13 protein-coding genes are annotated in these 16,389 nt (G+C 75.0%); 12 read left to right on the top strand and 1 reads right to left on the bottom strand.

Annotation, left to right across the window (positions count from 1 at the left end; genetic code table 11):
• Positions 1–30: 30 nt before the first annotated feature.
• The 4 genes from K7G60_RS30185 to K7G60_RS30170 all read left to right on the top strand — a co-directional run bounded on the left by K7G60_RS30185 (position 31) and on the right by K7G60_RS30170 (position 3,135).
• Positions 31–462 carry a cell division protein SepF gene (locus K7G60_RS30185; protein ID WP_225804146.1) on the top strand — a complete coding sequence of 144 codons (432 nt, stop codon included), beginning with the start codon at positions 31–33 and terminating at the stop codon, positions 460–462.
• Between the two features lie 577 nt (positions 463–1,039).
• Complete coding sequence (locus K7G60_RS30180) at positions 1,040–2,128, top strand: ATP-binding protein (protein WP_225804165.1); 1,089 nt, start codon at positions 1,040–1,042, stop codon at positions 2,126–2,128.
• Positions 2,125–2,520 (top strand): nucleotide pyrophosphohydrolase, encoded by a 396-nt coding sequence (locus K7G60_RS30175; protein WP_225804145.1) that lies wholly within the window; start codon positions 2,125–2,127, stop codon positions 2,518–2,520. Before K7G60_RS30180 ends, K7G60_RS30175 begins: the two co-directional genes overlap by 4 nt.
• 126 nt (positions 2,521–2,646) lie before the next feature.
• On the top strand, positions 2,647–3,135 hold the full coding sequence (locus K7G60_RS30170) for a DUF6099 family protein (protein WP_225804144.1): 489 nt from the start codon (positions 2,647–2,649) through the stop codon (positions 3,133–3,135).
• Between the two features lie 98 nt (positions 3,136–3,233).
• Here K7G60_RS30170 and K7G60_RS30165 read toward each other — a convergent pair whose 3' ends face one another.
• On the bottom strand, positions 3,234–3,455 hold the full coding sequence (locus K7G60_RS30165) for a hypothetical protein (RefSeq protein ID WP_225804143.1): 222 nt from the start codon (positions 3,453–3,455) through the stop codon (positions 3,234–3,236).
• A 245-nt stretch (positions 3,456–3,700) separates the two neighbouring features.
• On the opposite strand from K7G60_RS30165, the gene K7G60_RS30160 reads away from it, so the two are divergent.
• The 8 genes from K7G60_RS30160 to K7G60_RS30125 all read left to right on the top strand — a co-directional run.
• Positions 3,701–4,633 carry an LLM class F420-dependent oxidoreductase gene (locus tag K7G60_RS30160; protein WP_225804142.1) on the top strand — a complete coding sequence of 311 codons (933 nt, stop codon included), beginning with the start codon at positions 3,701–3,703 and terminating at the stop codon, positions 4,631–4,633.
• Positions 4,634–4,637: 4 nt separating this feature from the next.
• Positions 4,638–5,564, top strand: coding sequence for a homocysteine S-methyltransferase (mmuM, locus tag K7G60_RS30155; RefSeq protein ID WP_225804141.1), 927 nt, complete (start codon positions 4,638–4,640; stop codon positions 5,562–5,564).
• A 429-nt stretch (positions 5,565–5,993) separates the two neighbouring features.
• Positions 5,994–7,529: a 3' terminal RNA ribose 2'-O-methyltransferase Hen1 gene (locus K7G60_RS30150; protein WP_225804140.1), complete on the top strand. Its 1,536-nt coding sequence runs from the start codon at positions 5,994–5,996 to the stop codon at positions 7,527–7,529.
• Positions 7,526–10,078: a polynucleotide kinase-phosphatase gene (locus K7G60_RS30145; RefSeq protein WP_225804139.1), complete on the top strand. Its 2,553-nt coding sequence runs from the start codon at positions 7,526–7,528 to the stop codon at positions 10,076–10,078. The genes K7G60_RS30150 and K7G60_RS30145 overlap by 4 nt, the downstream gene beginning before the upstream one ends.
• Before the next feature lie 709 nt (positions 10,079–10,787).
• Entirely contained in the window at positions 10,788–11,513 is a 726-nt protein-coding gene (locus K7G60_RS30140) for a Crp/Fnr family transcriptional regulator (protein ID WP_225804138.1), read from the top strand.
• Positions 11,514–11,599: 86 nt separating this feature from the next.
• Positions 11,600–12,421, top strand: coding sequence for a hypothetical protein (locus tag K7G60_RS30135; protein WP_225804137.1), 822 nt, complete (start codon positions 11,600–11,602; stop codon positions 12,419–12,421).
• Positions 12,418–14,865 (top strand): hypothetical protein, encoded by a 2,448-nt coding sequence (locus tag K7G60_RS30130; protein ID WP_225804136.1) that lies wholly within the window; start codon positions 12,418–12,420, stop codon positions 14,863–14,865. The genes K7G60_RS30135 and K7G60_RS30130 overlap by 4 nt, the downstream gene beginning before the upstream one ends.
• Positions 14,862–16,389: hypothetical protein (locus K7G60_RS30125; RefSeq protein ID WP_225804135.1), on the top strand; the 1,528-nt coding region annotated here is incomplete at its 3' end. The genes K7G60_RS30130 and K7G60_RS30125, both read left to right, overlap by 4 nt.

Genomic DNA, 16,389 nt, shown 5'->3' with positions numbered 1-16,389 from the left:
CGAACGGGTGAGGAGCGGGAGGATGGGCCCATGAGTAGGTACGAGAGGTACGACGTCACCGACGAGCAGTGGGAGGGCCTCGCGCAGGTCGTGCCCCTGCGCGGCCGTGACGAATGGCCGTCCAGGGTCGACCACCGCACGATCCCCGAGCAGTACGAATCCGCCGAGCAGCGCCGCATGGTCGTGCTCCGCGTGCAGGTCTTCGCCGACGCCCGTGAGGTCGCCGAGTACCTCATCGCCCAGATCCCGGTGCTCCTCGATCTGACGAGCGCCGACACCGAGGTCGCCAAGCGGATCCTCGACTTCAGCAGCGGCGTCGTCTTCGGCCTCGGCAGCGGGATGCACCGCGTCGACCGGAACGTCTTCCTGCTGGCCCCGGCCGGTACGGAGGTCGAGGGCGCGGAGGGCGAGGACGAGGAAGACGTCGTGGGCGGCCGGACCGCGGGCATCCCCCGATCGTAGGAAGGTCATCTCGCCGTAACGGTTCGTCGGGGAATGATCTGCGTACGGTCCGGGCATGGACCTCACCGGCGGCTCCACGCTCGCCCGCACGTCAGACGCCCACCCCTCCGACGTCGTTCCTTCCCCGGCCCGCTCGTCCGCGGTCGACTCCGCCTCGCCGCCCGCCCGCGGCCTCCCATCGGTCGGCCTTTCACCGGCCGGTGCCCCCGTGGCCGGTGCCTCGGCGGTCGGCGTTCCCGTCGTCGGTGTCCCCGCGGTCGGAATCCCCGTCGTCGGTGCCTCCGGGGTCGGCATCCCTGTGGTCGGCTCTCCCTCCGCCGCGCCCGCTTCCGCCGCCCGTGCTTCGGAGGTCGGTGTTCCGGGGCCCGGCGCTTCGGGATCCGGCGCTTCGGGGCCCGGTGTTTCGGAAGGCCGCGTTTCGGAACCCCGCGTTTCGGGTCCCCGTGCTCCGGGACACCGCGCCCCGGGGCGCCGTGCGCCGGGGCCCCGCGCCTCCGTCCCCGAGGCGCGGGGCCCGGTCGCGGCGGAGGGCCGGGGCGGGCCGCTCGCCGCGCGGCCCGTCGTCACCGAGCTCCGGCTGTCCGCGTTCGCCGGTCACCGCTCCGCCGTGCACGCGCTCGGACCGGTCACCCTCTTCGCCGGGCCCAGCGGCAGCGGCAAGTCCACCGCCCTGCGGGCGTACGAGGCCCTGGCCAGGCTCGGCGCGGGCGACCCGCTCGACGAGGTGTTCCCCGACGCCGCCGACTGCGTCCCCGAGCGCGCCCGGCCCGACGCCCAGGGCCGGCGCGGTTTCCGGATCGGCTGCACGGTGGACGGCCCCGAAGGCCCCGTCCACCTGGACCTCGCCGTGCAGGCCGAGCCCCGGCTGCGTATCGTCGGCGAGCGGCTCACCGGCCGGGGCCGCACCCTGCTCGCCACCGCGCTCCGCGACCCCGGCCGCAGCACCGTGCAGGCCGAGTGGCACACGGCCGGCGCCACCCCCGTCACCCGCGCCCCGTTCCCCGACGACCTGCTCGGCACGGCCCTGCTGCCGCTGCGGGTCGCGGGCAAGACCCAGGGGCAGCTGGAGGTCCTGGCCGCCGCCGAGCAGGTGGTCATCGGCCTGCGCTCCGCCTTCGCCTGCGACCCCCGCCCCGAGCGGATGCGGGCCCCCGTGCCGCCGGGCGAGGGACGGCTGCGACGTGGCTGCGGCAATCTCGCCGAGGTCCTGCACCGCACCCACACGGACTGCCCGCGCCGGCACCACCGCCTGGCCGCCGTCGCCGGAGCGGGCTGCGCGGGGCCGGTCACCGGAGTCGGCGTGCAGGAGCTTCCGGAGGGCACCGTCCGCGCCGTCCTCGAGCGCGGCGGCCGGCCCGCGACCCCGCTCGGCCGCCTCGGCGACGGCGAACTCCGCTACCTGGCCCTCGCCCTCACGCTGCTCACCGGTCCCGGGGTCCTGGAGATGGACCGGATCGCCGAGGTGCCGGACGCCATGCAGAGCCTGACGCTGCTCGCCGACGACCTGGACCGGGGGCTCGACGGGCGGCAGGTGGGCGAACTCCTCCGGCTCGCGACGGGCATCGCCGCCGACGGACACATCCGGGTGGCGGGCACCGTCGGGGAGCGGGCGGCGGGGGAGGCGCGGCGGACGCCCGGGGTGACGGTGGTAGACCTGGGCGGGTGACGGACAACAACGACGTGACGGGGCTGCAGCGCAGGCTGGCCGAGTTCGCGGCGGCCCGCGACTGGCAGCCCTACCACACGCCCAAGAACCTGGCCGCGGCCCTCAGCGTGGAGGCGGCCGAACTCCTGGAGATCTTCCAGTGGCTGACGCCGGAGCAGGCGGAGCGGGTGATGGACGACCCGGACGCGGCGCACCGGGTCGCCGACGAGGTGGCGGACGTGCTCGCCTACCTCCTGCAGTTCTGCCAGGTGCTCGGGGTCGATCCGCTGGCGGCGCTCGCGGCCAAGATCGACCGGAACGAGGTCCGATTTCCCGTCCGGAGACGGGGTGGAGGGGGTGAGAGCGGAGCCGTGGACGTCGACTCGGAGAAAGATCGTCACTCTTCGGAGTGATCGACTTGTCCACGTCCGGCCTCCTGTCCCCAGATTTCCGATTTCCTCTGGCGTCGAGGCTCAGGCGGCCTCACTCTGGGTAGTGGACTGAGTGGGCAGTAAGTCGTACGAACGGGGGCGGCGTTGATGGAAGCGGAGCGACTCATCGCGCTCGGCCGGCAGGCACTGGCGGAGAGCGGCACGGCGCAGGACATCGTGGCGGAGGCCTGGCAGGCCCAGGCGCTCGCCCAGGCGATAGGGAGCCGGCTCGCGCTCTGCGGGCCGCTGGAACTACGGGGCGAGGCAAGGGGGTTGAGCGAGACCGGGGAGTACCCCAGCTGGGGCTCCGGCGGGCCGCGCGCGGGCCGGCTGACCGAAGTCGCTGACCCGTGGGGGGCGTTGACCGCGCTGGGGGAGCTTCTCGGGGAGGTGGGGATCGCGCTCGTGGGAGTGGCCTGCGCCACCGACGAGGAGGGGCTCTACTGGCAGTGCATCGAGGCGATCGACGCCGCCGACGAGTCGAGCGACCGGGTGCGCGGGATGCTGCGGCGCCTCGCCGTGCGCGACGGGGAGCGCGCCCGTCCGCCCGACCCCGCCCGGGGCCGGGCGGGCCCGGGGCGGGGCCCGTCGTGGTAGGGGTGCGCGGGGAGCCGCTGTTCCCCGCAGTGCTGCTCGGGCCGGTACTGCTCGCGTCGGTACTGGCCGGCGCCAGGATCCTTGCGCTGCGGCTGCGGCTACGGCTGCGGCCGGGCCTCGGGGGCGGACCCGGAGGCGAGGCGGTCGGACGTGGACTGGAGGTCGGCGTCCAGCTGGGAGAGGTCGGCGGAGAGCGCCGCCATCAGCTCCTCCATCTGCTGGAGCAGGCCCTTGGGGGCGTCGGCACCCTTCTGCTCGGGCACGGACTGCGACACCGGCTGTTCGGGCAAAGCCCGCTCCGGCGCGGCTTCCTGGGACATGGCGGCCTCCTCGGCCCGGCTCCCACCGCCGAGGGCGGGACCATGAGAGAGACGCACCGGCAGTGGCCGCCGGCACGCGGGCCGGGCGGTCCGGCTCCGCCCGAGCCAACGACGGGTGCCGCGCCCCGGTCACTGGCCAGGGCGGACGCGGCCCGCCAGGGGGCCGAAGATTCACCCGACCGAGCCGGTGCGGCCGGAGAGCTGACAGCGAGGTTGACACGCACCCGGCGGTGCAGGATGGAGGCATGGATCTTCGCATTTTCACCGAACCCCAGCAGGGGGCCGACTACGACACCCTCCTCACGGTGGCCCGGGCCACCGAGGAGCTCGGGTTCGACGCCTTCTTCCGCTCCGACCACTACCTCGGCATGGGGTCCGGTGACGGGCTGCCCGGACCGACGGACGCCTGGATCACCCTCGCGGGCCTGGCCCGGGAGACGAAGCGGATCCGGCTCGGCACGCTGATGACGGCCGGCACCTTCCGGCTCCCCGGGGTCCTCGCCATCCAGGTCGCCCAGGTGGACCGGATGTCCGGCGGCCGGGTCGAGCTCGGTCTGGGCGCCGGCTGGTTCGAGGAGGAGCACCGGGCCTACGGCATCCCCTTCCCGAAGGAGAGGTTCGGCCGTCTGGAAGAGCAGCTGGCGATCATCACGGGACTGTGGGGGACCGAGGTCGGGAAGACCTTCAGCTACCCCGGCGAGTACTACCAGCTCACCGACTCGCCCGCGCTCCCCAAGCCGGCCCAGGCCAGGGTCCCGGTGCTGATCGGAGGGCACGGCGCGAGCCGGACGCCGAGGCTGGCCGCGCGGTACGCGGACGAGTTCAACATCCCCTTCGCGTCCGTGGAGGACAGCGAGCGGCAGTTCGGCCGGGTCCGGGCCGCCGCGGAGGCGGCTGGCCGGCCGGCCGGGGACCTGGTGTACTCGAACGCGCTGGTCGTCTGCGTCGGCAAGGACGACGCCGAGGTGGCCCGCCGGGCCGCCGCCATCGGCCGGGACGTGGACGAGCTCAAGGCGAACGGGCTCGCGGGTTCGCCCGCCGAGGTCGTCGACAAGCTCGGACGCTACGCGGCGATCGGCTCCTCCCGGGTCTATCTCCAGGTCCTGGACCTGGAGGACCTGGACCACCTGGAGCTGATCTCCGCCCGGGTCCAGTCGCAGCTGGGACGAGCGGGGTGATCCGATGAGGCCGGTCCGTACGCTCGCCGAAGCCCTCGGGGCGGGGACGCTCGTCCTCGACGGCGGGCTGTCCAACCAGTTGGAGGCGCAGGGCTGCGACCTCTCGGACGCGCTCTGGTCCGCGCGCCTCCTCGCCGACGGGCCGGAGCAGATCGAGGCGGCCCACACGGCGTACGTGCGGGCCGGGGCGCGGGTGCTGATCACCTCCAGCTATCAGGCCACGTTCGAGGGCTTCGCCCGGCGGGGCACGGGCCGGGAGGAGGCGGCGCGGCTGCTCGCCCGGAGCGTGGAACTCGCCCGGACGGCGGCGGAGGCGGGGGAGAAGGAGGTGTGGGTCGCCGCGTCCGTCGGGCCGTACGGGGCGATGCTGGCGGACGGCAGCGAGTACCGGGGACGGTACGGCTTGTCCGTGGGGGCGCTGGAGAGGTTTCACCGGCCGCGGATCGAGGTGCTCGCCGGGGCGGCGCCGGACGTGCTGGCCCTGGAGACCGTTCCGGACGCGGAGGAGGCCGAGGCGCTGCTGCGGGCGGCCGAGGGGTGCGGGGTGCCGGTCTGGCTGTCGTACACGGTCGCGGACGGGCGGACCCGGGCCGGGCAGGACCTGGCGGAGGCCTTCGCGGTCGCCGCGGGGAACGACCGGGTCGTGGCGGTCGGGGTGAACTGCTGCGACCCGGCCGAGGCGGAGGCCGCCGTGGAACTCGCCGTGGCCGTGACCGGGAAGCCGGGCGTGGTCTACCCGAACAGCGGGGAGCGGTGGGACGCCCGGGCTCGGGGCTGGCGCGGGGACACGGCCTTCGACCCGGCCCGGGCCGCCGCCTGGACCGGAGCGGGAGCGCGCCTCGTCGGCGGCTGCTGCCGCGTCGGCCCGAAGACGATCGCCGCACTCGCCGACGTCCTGGAGCCGGGGGACGGCGGCGACGGCACTGGCTGAGGCCGCGCCCCGGGCCAGGGACGCGTGTCCTGGGACCTGATCCCCCCCGTGGGCCGGGCCCCGGGCGTGCGGGCGAGACCTGACTCCGTGGGTCGAGCCCCGGCGGGCGGACCGGAGCTGACCCCGTGGGCCGGGCACGGCGCGCGGGTCGGGGGCTCGGCCCTCCGGAGCGGAGGGCCGGGTTGTCCGGGGCGGAGTGCCCGGTCGTTCGGGGCGGAGTGCCCGGTCGTTCGGAGCGGGGTGCCCCGTCGTCCGGACCGGAGCGCGCGGTCGTCCGGACCGGAGCGCGCGGTCGTCCGGACCGGGGTACGCGGTCGTCCGGACCGGAGTGCGCGGTCGTCCGGACCGGAGTGCGCGGTCCTTCGGGTCGGGGTGTGAGGTCGGGAAAATGCCTGGTCGGTGGGGCGGGTGGCGCCCATACTCGAGCGTGTGTTCCTGACGATCAGTACCTACGGCAACCCGGAGCGCCCCGCGACCGATCTCGGTTTTCTGCTGCACAAGCATCCCGAGCGGGCGCAGGCGTTCTCGACCTCGCACGGCACGGCGCACGTCCTCTACCCCGAGGCGAGTGCCGAGCGGTGCACGGCGGCACTCCTCCTGGAGGTGGACCCCGTGGCGCTGGTGCGCCGCGGCAAGGGCAAGGGCCGGGGCGGCGCCCCGGACTCGGCGCTCGCGCAGTACGTCAACGACCGGCCCTACGCGGCGTCCTCGCTGCTGGCCGTCGCGCTCGCCAAGGTCTTCAAGACCGCGCTGCACGGCGAGTGCAAGGCGATGCCCGAGCGGGCCGCCGCGCCGCTGCCGCTGCGCGTCGAGGTCCCCGTGCTCCCCGCCCGGGGCGGCGCGGAGCTGGTGCGGGCGCTGTTCGGGCCGCTGGGCTGGGACACGGTGGACGCCGAACCGGTGGCCCTGGACGGGGAGTTCCCCGAGTGGGGCGACTCGCGGTACGTGCGTCTCGTCCTGGAGGGCGAGCTGCGGCTCGCGGACGCCCTCAACCAGCTGTACGTCCTGCTGCCGGTCCTCGACGACGCCAAGCACTACTGGGTCGCGCCCGACGAGGTCGACAAGCTGCTGCGCGCCGGTGACGGCTGGCTGGCCGACCACCCCGAGCGGAAGCTGATCACCGCCCGCTACCTCTCGCGCCGCTGGAGCCTGGCCCGTGAGGCGGCGGAGCGGCTCGAACTGGTGCGGCTCGCCGAGGCCGAGGGCCTGGACGTCGAGGACGTCGACAACGCCGTCGACGAGTCCACCGACACGGAGGAGCGTCCGGTGCCGCTCGCCGAGCAGCGACGGGAGGCGATCCTCGCCGCCCTGAAGGGCGTCGGCGCGACGCGCGTGCTCGACCTCGGCTGCGGACAGGGGCAGTTGGTGCAGGCCCTGCTCAAGGACCCGCGCTTCACCGAGATCGTCGGTGTGGACGTGTCCGCGCGGGCCCTGAGCGTCGCCGCGCGCCGGCTTCGGCTCGACCGGATGGGGGAGCGGCAGGCCGCCCGCGTGAAGCTGACGCAGGGCTCCCTCGCGTACACCGACAAGCGGCTCGCGGGCTATGACGCGGCCGTGCTCAGCGAGGTGATCGAGCACCTGGACCTGCCGAGGCTGCCGGCCCTGGAGTACGCGGTGTTCGGCGCGGCCCGGCCCCGTACGGTCGTCGTGACCACGCCGAACGTCGAGTACAACGTGCGCTGGGAGTCGCTTCCGGCCGGGCACGTCCGGCACGGCGACCACCGCTTCGAGTGGACCCGCGAGGAGTTCCGCGCCTGGGCGGCGGGCGTCGCGGGGCAGTACGGCTACGGGGTCGAGTTCGCCCCCGTGGGACCGGACGACCCGGAGGTCGGGCCGCCGACCCAGATGGCCGTCTTCAGCCGTACCGGAGACCGTGCCGAGAGCCGCACCGACAGCGGCGAGAGCCGTACCGAGAGCCGTACCGAAAGTCGTACCGACGAGCCCCTGAAGGAGGTCACGGGATGACCCGCACCCTGCCCGTCACCGATCTGTCCCTCGTGGTGCTCGTCGGTGCCACCGGTTCCGGCAAGTCCACCTTCGCCCGGCGCCACTTCAAGCCGACCGAGATCGTCTCCTCCGACTTCTGCCGCGGCCTCGTCGCCGACGACGAGAACGACCAGTCCGCCAGCAAGGACGCCTTCGACGTCCTCCACTACATCGCGGGCAAGCGCCTGGCGGCGGGGCGGCTGACCGTCGTCGACGCCACCAACGTGCACCAGGAGGCCCGGCGCCAGCTCGTCCAGCTGGCCAGGACCCACGACGTGCTGCCGATCGCGATCGTCCTCGACCTCCCCGAGGAGGTGTGCCGCACCCGGAACGCCGCGCGGCCCGACCGGGCGGACATGCCGGCACACGTCATCCAGCGCCACCGCCGGGAACTGCGCCGTTCGCTGCGCGGCCTCGAGCGCGAGGGCTTCCGCAAGGTGCACGTGCTGCGCTCCGTGGAGGAGGTCGAGGAGGCCGAGGTCGTCCTGGAGCGCCGCTTCAACGATCTGCGGCACCTCACCGGCCCGTTCGACATCATCGGCGACGTCCACGGCTGCCGCTCCGAGCTGGAGACCCTGCTCGCCCGGCTCGGCTACGTCGACGGACACCACCCCGACGGGCGGACGGCCGTCTTCGTCGGCGACCTCGTCGACCGGGGTCCCGACTCGCCGGGCGTCCTGCGCCGGGTCATGGGGATGGTCGCCGCGGGCGACGCCCTGTGCGTGCCCGGAAACCACGAGAACAAGCTCGGCCGGTGGCTCAAGGGCCGGAAGGTGCAGGAGACGCACGGACTGGCCGAGACCATCGAGCAGTTGGGGAAGGAGAGCGAGGAGTTCCGCGCGGAGGTCGGACGGTTCATCGAGGGGCTCGTCAGCCACTACGTCCTCGACGGCGGGAACCTCGTCGTCTGCCACGCCGGCCTGCCGGAGAAGTACCACGGCAGGACCTCCGGACGGGTGCGCTCGCACGCGCTGTACGGGGACACCACGGGAGAGACCGACGAGTTCGGGCTGCCGGTGCGCTACCCGTGGGCGGAGGAGTACCGGGGCCGGGCCACCGTCGTGTACGGACACACCCCCGTGCCGAACACCTCCTGGATCAACAACACCATCTGCCTCGACACCGGGGCCGTCTTCGGGGGGAAGATGACCGCGCTGCGCTGGCCGGAGCGCGAGCTCGTCGACGTGCCGGCCGAGCGCGTCTGGTACGAGCCGGCGCGGCCGCTCGCCACCGGAGCGCCCGGTGGACACCAGGGGCGCCCCCTGGACCTGGGCGACGTGCACGGGCGGCGGACCGTGGAGACCCGCCACCTCGGGAACGTCGCCGTGCGCGAGGAGAACGCCGCGGCGGCCCTGGAGGTCATGAGCCGGTTCGCGGTCGACCCGCGCCTGCTCGCCTACCTGCCGCCGACGATGGCGCCCACCGCGACCTCGAAGGAGGAGGGCTACCTGGAGCACCCGGCCGAGGCCTTCGCCCAGTACCGGGCCGACGGCGTCGAGCGGGTCGTGTGCGAGGAGAAGCACATGGGCTCCCGGGCCGTGGCCCTGGTCTGCCGGGACGAGGCGACGGCCCGCGAGCACTTCGGCGTCACCGGGGTGACCGGCGCCCTGTACACCCGTACCGGGCGGCCCTTCTTCGACGACCAGGCCGTCACCGAGGAGGTCCTCGGCCGGCTGCGGACGGCGATCGGCGCGGCGGGCCTCTGGGAGGAGCTCGCCACGTCGGAGGGTGCCTCCGGCACGGGCGACTGGCTGCTGCTCGACGGCGAGCTGATGCCGTGGTCGCTCAAGTCCGCCGGGCTGCTGCGCGCGCAGTACGCGGCGGTCGGCGCCGCTTCCGGCGCCGTCCTCCCCCGGGCGATCGACGCCCTGGAGCGGGCGGTGGGACGCGGGGTCGAGGGGATCGACGGGCTGCTCGCCCGGCAGCGGGAGCGGGCCGTGGACGCGGCGGCCTTCACCGAGGCGTACCGCAGGTACTGCTGGCCGACCGAGGGCCTGGAGGGCGTGCGGTTCGCGCCCTTCCAGCTGCTCGCGACGCGCGGGCGCTCGCTCGCGGCGGTGCCCCACGACGAGCAGTTGGCCTGGCTCGACCGGCTCGTCGAGCACGACCCGACCGGGCTGCTCCAGGTCACCCGCCGGCTCGTCGTCGACACCGGCGACGAGACCTCGGTCCGCGCGGGCACCGACTGGTGGCTGGAGCTGACGGGTGCGGGTGGCGAGGGCATGGTGGTCAAGCCGCTGGCGGCGCTCGTCCGCGACGCGAAGGGCCGGCTCGGGCAGCCGGGCGTGAAGGTGCGCGGCCGGGAGTACCTGCGGATCATCTACGGCCCCGAGTACACCCGACCGGAGAACCTGGAGAGGCTGCGGCAGCGTTTCCTCGGCCACAAGCGGTCGCTCGCGCTGCGCGAGTACGCGCTCGGCCTGGAGGCCCTCGACCGGCTCGCCGCGGGCGAACCGCTCTGGCGGGTCCACGAGGCCGTCTTCGCGGTCCTGGCCCTGGAATCGGAACCGGTCGACCCGAGGCTCTGAGGGGACCCGCGCCGGGGCGGGGCGGGCGCGGCCCGCGGCCTACGGCCCGGGGGAGTCGGTGTTCCCGGGGCCTGGGTGTACGAGGCCCGGTCGCCGTGTCCCGGCGGTCGGGAGGCGTGGCTCCCGCTCCCGGGCAGCCGGGAGGCTCCGGGAGCACGGGGCCCGGCGGGCGAAAAGCTCGGTCCTCGCGCCCCGGGAGCGCGGGACTCGGTTCCCGTGCCCGACAGCCGAGCGATCCGGCTACCGCGCCCGACAGCCGTGGTCCGGTCCCGTGGTCCGGTCCCGTGGTCCGGCCCCCGCGCCCGGTCGCCGTCGAGGCCCGGCCGCCGGGTCGGGACCACCCGGGTGTGTGCCTGTCGGGTCGGGACGTCGTGATCGGGGGCGTGGTGCCGGCCGGGGTGACGGGTGTGTCGAAGCGTGGGTTCCGGGGTGTGTTCGCGAAGCCTTCACGAAGGCTTCGCGAACACACCCCGGCCCGCCCCCACGGGGGGCGCAGGCGTGCCGACGGTGGCGCTCCCCTGCGCCCCCCGTGCTCGTTGACGCGTTTCTTCCGCACCCTCTAGCGTTCTTCACCCCACGACGTGACACAGCGTCAATAGTGTGGCGCAGTAAGCCACATGAGGTGGGAACACACACGCGAAAGCGCCGGTCGGCCATCGGCGGACGGTCTTCCCCGGAGGGCCTGCGGACGGTACGGGGGTGAGCGGCGATGAGTCTCTTCGGCCAGGACCGCTCCTTCCTCCACGCCCTTCCCGCGGCCGACCGGCGGTCGCTGCTCGCCGAGGGAGCCCGGCGCGTCTACGAACCCGGCGAGGTGATGATCCGCGAACGCGACACCAGCGCCTACGTCCTCGCGCTCCTCTCCGGCTGGTCCGTCGTCTCCGTCGGCACCGAGCGCGGATCGCGGCTCATCCTCGCCCTGCGCGGCGCCGGAGAGGTCGTCGGCGACCTCGCGGCCGTCGACCGGGGCCCGCGCAGCGCCAGCGTCACCGCCCTCGGCACGGTCGAGGCCGTGGCCGTCTCCGGCGACCGGTTCCGGCGCTTCCTCGCCGCCCGGCCGCACGCGACCGCGCTGATCATGCGCCAACTCGCCACCCGGCTGCGCAGCGCCGACGTCGAGCGTCGCGCGCTCGCCTCCGAGACCGTCCTCCAGCGCCTCGCCGCCCGGCTCGTCGAACTGGCCGAGCGCGCCGGGCGGCGGGCCGACGGCGGGACCGTGCTCGAACTCCCGCTGCCCCAGCACGACCTGGCGGCGGCCATCGGAGCCACCCGGGAGGCGGTGGCCAAAGCGCTGCGCCTGCTCCGGGAGCAGGACGTCGTCCGCACCGCGAACCGCACCGTCGTCGTCCTCGACATGCCGGTCCTGGTGCTGCTCGCGCAGGGGCGCGCACGCCCCGGCGGAAACCCGGCGGACGAATCTCCGCCGGGTGTGTAAACGGCCACATCGCCGGCCACGGCGGGCGGCCAGTCTGGACACGTGACACGCGCACCACCACGGCACCACACACAGGGAGTCCGAGAGTGAGCAGTGCGGAAGTGAACGGGGTAGCGGGCGGGATCCACCGGTTCGTCGTCTTCGGCGACATCTGCGGCTCCGGAACCCTGGGCATGGCCGAGAAGGAGCTGCACCGGGCCGCGATGTACGCCGCCTTCGACGAGGCGTACGGCTCCGTCGGCGTCGAACCGGGCACCTTCCACCAGGAGGACCGGGGGGACGGCATCCTCGCCGCCCTGCGCCCCGACGTGCCGCCGACGCTCATGGTCGGACGCTGGATCGACACCCTCTACGAGAGCCTGCGCGCCCACAACACGGGCCGCGGCCGGCGCCTGCGGCTGCGGATCGGCATGAACGCGGGGCTCGTCGCCCAGGACGGGCACGGGCTCGTCGGGCGGGCGGTGGACCTCGCCGCCCGGCTCTGCGACAGCGCCCCCGCCAAACGGCTCATGGCGGAGAACCAGGAGGTCGACCTCCTGGTCGTCGTCTCCGACTGGCTGTACGGGAACGTGGTCGCCGAGGGCGGGCGGTACGTCGAGCCGACCCACTACCGGCCGGCCCGCATCCGGTCCAAGGAGACCGACGAGACCGCGTGGTTCCACGTACCGCGCAGGACGGCCCCGCCGCTGACCGGAGCCGAGGGGGAGCCGCCGGCTCCCGGGCGGGAGCGGGGTTCACGGACCGGCGTTGGGCCGTCGCGGGGGGACGGCCCAACGCCCCTGACCGGAGGCGGGAACCGTACGTACCACATCGGGGGAGACGTGCTCGACGTCCACGGCAACACGTTCCACGGCGACTTCACGGGCATACGCAAGGGCACGGTCGCGGGGGCGGGTGAGCCGGAGTGAGCGACCAGGACGAGGCGGGGGCGGGGACCGACGCCCCGGACTCCGGCCACGCCCGGGACGAGCGGAGCGACGGCGGCGGCCGGGGCGACCGGGCGGACGCGCACGACCGGGGCGGCGACCGGGGCGCGGACCGCGGCGATCGAGGGGGCCGCGGCAGTCGCGGCGACCGGGGCGACCGGGCTGACCGCGGCGACCGCGGCGACAGGGACGGCGAGCGGGGCGACGGCGCCGGCGAGCAGCCGCGCGAGGCGAACGTCTTCGCGTCCGCCGACCGGGGGCCGCTCGCCGGCGGCGACACCGGTGGCGCCGCCACGGCGCGCCGCGCGCTGCGCACCTGGGCGAGCACCGCGGGCGACCGCCACACCAGCGTCCAGGGCGACGGCGCCTTCTTCGAGGGCAACCAGTTCTTCTCCGTGTACGGCTTCGGCGACTCCGCGCGCTTCGTCCGGGGACCCGTCCCGCCCGAGACGCTCGCCCGTCTCGCCCAGGTGTACTGCGAGATCGCCGGCTACCAGCGGATGAAGGAGCGGCTCCGCGAGAACCGGGTCCTCGTCCTCTGCGGAGAACCCGGCAGCGGTCGCAAGGCCACCGCGCTCGCGCTCCTCGACGAGGTCACCGGCGGCAAGGTCTTCCGCCTCGACCCCCGCCACGGCGTCGACGAGATCACGGGCGAGGCCCTCCAGGAGGGCGGCGGGCACCTCATGGAGCTGCTCACGGAGGACTTCGGGACCGAGGGCGGGTCACGGGCCCGTTCCGGACCGGGCGACGGCGCCGGCAGCGGGCGGCGACCCGCCGCCCGCCTCTCCGAGCTGCACCTCGACCGCTTCGGCGAACTGCTGCACAGCCGTGACGCGTACGGGATCGTCCTCGTCGAGAGCGGCGAGGCCGCCGACCGGCTGCTGCGCGGACGGTACGGGACGTACTGCGCGCCGCCGCCCGCCGACGAGGTCCTCCGGAGGCACCTGCGGGAACGGCTGCGCGGGGAGCCCGCCGAGGCCCTCGGCGCCGCGCGGGCGCTCGCCGCGCGCCCCGACGTCGTCCGGGCCCTCGGCCTGGAGGAGCTGCGGCCCCGCGAGGCCGCCCGGCTCGCCGACCTCCTCGCCCGGCACTGGCGCGGGGAGACGACGGACGGCCAACTCCTCGCCGAGTGCGCCGGATTCGTGGCGGCCCAGGCCCGCGAGTGGTTCGCGGGCGCCGACCGCCCCGGTGTGCTCCCCGAGGCGCTCCCCGCCCTGAACGCCGGAGCGTTCCGGATCGCCGTCGCCGTCTTCGACGGATCCGCCTACAGCCTCGCCGCCGAGGCCGCCGAGCTCCTCGCCTGGGAACTCGCCGTCACGCTCGACCCCGAACAGGCCCCCGGGCGGCGCCTGTTCGGCGCGCACGCCGAGCACCGGCCGATGCGGGCGCGCGCCGTCCTGGAGGACGGGGAACTGGACCTCGGCCCGGCGAAGGTGCCGGTGCGGGCCGTGCGCTTCCGGGGCGGGGCCCTCGCCGCCGCCGTCCTCGGCGAGGTCTGGCACGGCTACCACAACGTCCGCGGACCGGTGGCGCGCTGGCTGCGCGCCCTCTGCGACGACCCGCGCGCGGAGGTGTGGGTGCGGGCCTCCGTCGCCGCGGGCGTGCTGTGCTCCTGGGACTGGATCCACGGCTTCCGGGAGCTGATCGTGCCCCTCGCCGTGACGGACGCGCCCGTCACCCGCCTGGCGGCCGCGACCGCGCTCGCCGAGTCCGCCCGCGATCCCCGGATCAGGCCCGCCGTCGCCTCCGTGCTCAAGGACTGGGCCGTCTCCGACGACTCCACGCTCGTCGGGACCGTCCTCCTCGCCCACGGCTTCGTCCTGGCCGCCGGGAACGTGCCCGGCTCGCTCGACGCCCTCGCCCGGGTCGTCAGGGCGTGCGAGCCCACCGACGGCGACGTGCTCGTGCCCGCCTCCTTCAGCGTGACCCGGCTGCTCGCCTCCGGAGAACCGGAACCCGTCCTCCTACGGCTCCGGCAGTGGCTCGAGGACGGCCGGCTCAACCTCGCCAACCTGGTCCACCTCGCCGTCATCCGCGCGCTCGACACCCGGACCACCCACCTGTGGGGGCTGCGCGAGGTGCCCGAACTCGAGGAGCACGCGGCCCGCCCCCTGCTCGTCGCGCTGCTCGCGACCCGGCCCGCCCTCGCGCCCGAACTCGCGCGGCTGCTGCGGCACACGCTCGCCACGGCCCGCTCCGGCGAGGCCGCCCTCGAAGCCCTCGGCGGTCTGCTCCGGCGCGCCGCGAAGGACCCCGAGGCTCTCGGGCACGTCTGCGCCTTCCTGCCGCGCCTCGCGGTGGAGCGCCGCGACCGGGACCGCCTCAGGGGACTGCTGAACGAACTGGTCCGGGACCGTGACCGGCCCCTGGACAGAAGCGCGGCGCGCCGGATGTGGGACGCCGTCACGGAAGGAGCGAACCGATGACCGGGCCCGAGCAGAACAGGAACGCGCGGCCGGACGAGCGGGCGCGGTGGAACGACCGGGACCACGACGAACGGCAGCGGTACGAGGACCGGGAAGGCCGGGAGCGGCAGCGGTACGACGGGCGGGACGGCCGGGAACGGCAGGGGTACGAGGGCCGGGAGCGGCAGGGACACGGGGGACGGGAGCGGCAGCGGGACGAGCGGCGCCCGTACACGGGGCAGAACGGCGGACAGCACCCCGGCGGCCGCGACCCGGGCGAGGACCCGGACCTCGACCTCGACCGCGCGCGGGACGAGGAGGCGGAGCGGGCGCGAGGCGAGGGGCGACGTCCGGCGGCCACCGGCGGGGCCACGGCCGCCGGGCGGCCGCGCGGCCCCCTCATCGGCGAGTACGCACCCCCGTACCGCCGCCGGAGCGGCCGGGTCGCCGCCGTCCTCCTCTACCGCAACGGCGGCCACCGGGTGGTCTGGCCGGACCGCACCGAGGACGTCAACAAGCCCATGTTCGGCTCCCCGTACACCGTCTTCGAGGTACGGCTCGGTCGCAACGTCACCGAGTTCCGGCTCCAGCTGCCGGCCGCCGGGGACGGCGTCTTCTTCGACGCCGTCGCCAAGGTCCAGTGGGTGGTGACCGACCCGCACCTCGTCGTCCAGGAGCAGGTCGAGGACGTCGCCGAGCTGCTCCACGACGAACTGCTCGACGGCCTGCGCAGGCTCTCCCGGCGCTTCCGGATCACCGAGGCGCAGCGCGCCGACGAGGCCGTGCGCGAGGAACTCGCCGCGGGGCGCCTCAGCTTCGGCCGGGACATCGGGCTGCGCACCCGGGTCCTCGTCTTCATCGACCTCGACGACTCCGTCAAGGCCGAGGTCTCCCGGCGCGACCGGGTCGGCGTCACCATGGAGGCCGACGAGCGCGTCGCCGAGGCCGAGCGGCGCAGGGAGGCGGCGGACCGCGCCCTGGTCGCCGAGCGCGCCCGCGAGATGGAGGCCCTCTTCCGGCGCGGGGACCTGGCCCAGATCGCCCACCACATGGCGATGCACCCCGACAAGCAGTGGGAGATCCGCACCCAGCTCCAGCGGGAGCGGCGCGAAGGCCAGGAGGACTACCTGAGGGTCTTCAACCGGCTCCTGGACACCGGCGTCCTGGAGCGGCACGACATCGGCGAGCAGATGTACCAGGTGCTCATGTACCTGCGGTCCCAGACCGGCACCGTCCTCGGCGGCATCACCGACCGGGTCCTCAACCCCTCGGGCGACACCTCGCGGCGACGGCGCGCCCTGGAGGAGGCCGCTCCCGAGCCGAGCGACCCGGACTGGGACGAGGACCGCCGGGACGCCCCGCGCGAGCGAGGGGACGGGGAGCACGGCGAGGCCCCGCGCGACCCCCGGGTCTACGAGCCGACCCGCGTCGAGTCGGGCTCCGAACGGGAGCGGGAGCGGGATCGGGCGCGGGGGCGGTCGAGGGGCCGTCACGACGACGGGTTCGACGACGGCCGCGACCGGTACGAGCCGGACTCCTACGAGC

It is taken from the genome of Streptomyces sp. NK15101, from assembly GCF_020400725.1.
Classification (GTDB): domain Bacteria; phylum Actinomycetota; class Actinomycetes; order Streptomycetales; family Streptomycetaceae; genus Streptomyces.
This window is presented reverse-complemented; position numbering and strand designations above follow the sequence as displayed.

Coding starts and splice junctions, on each gene's coding strand:
- K7G60_RS30185 (WP_225804146.1), top strand. CDS start 31: ATGAGTAGGTACGAGAGGTACGACGTCACCGACGAGCAGTGGGAGGGC.
- K7G60_RS30170 (WP_225804144.1), top strand. CDS start 2,647: ATGGAAGCGGAGCGACTCATCGCGCTCGGCCGGCAGGCACTGGCGGAG.
- K7G60_RS30165 (WP_225804143.1), bottom strand. CDS start 3,455: ATGTCCCAGGAAGCCGCGCCGGAGCGGGCTTTGCCCGAACAGCCGGTG.
- K7G60_RS30160 (WP_225804142.1), top strand. CDS start 3,701: ATGGATCTTCGCATTTTCACCGAACCCCAGCAGGGGGCCGACTACGAC.
- mmuM (WP_225804141.1), top strand. CDS start 4,638: ATGAGGCCGGTCCGTACGCTCGCCGAAGCCCTCGGGGCGGGGACGCTC.
- K7G60_RS30145 (WP_225804139.1), top strand. CDS start 7,526: ATGACCCGCACCCTGCCCGTCACCGATCTGTCCCTCGTGGTGCTCGTC.
- K7G60_RS30140 (WP_225804138.1), top strand. CDS start 10,788: ATGAGTCTCTTCGGCCAGGACCGCTCCTTCCTCCACGCCCTTCCCGCG.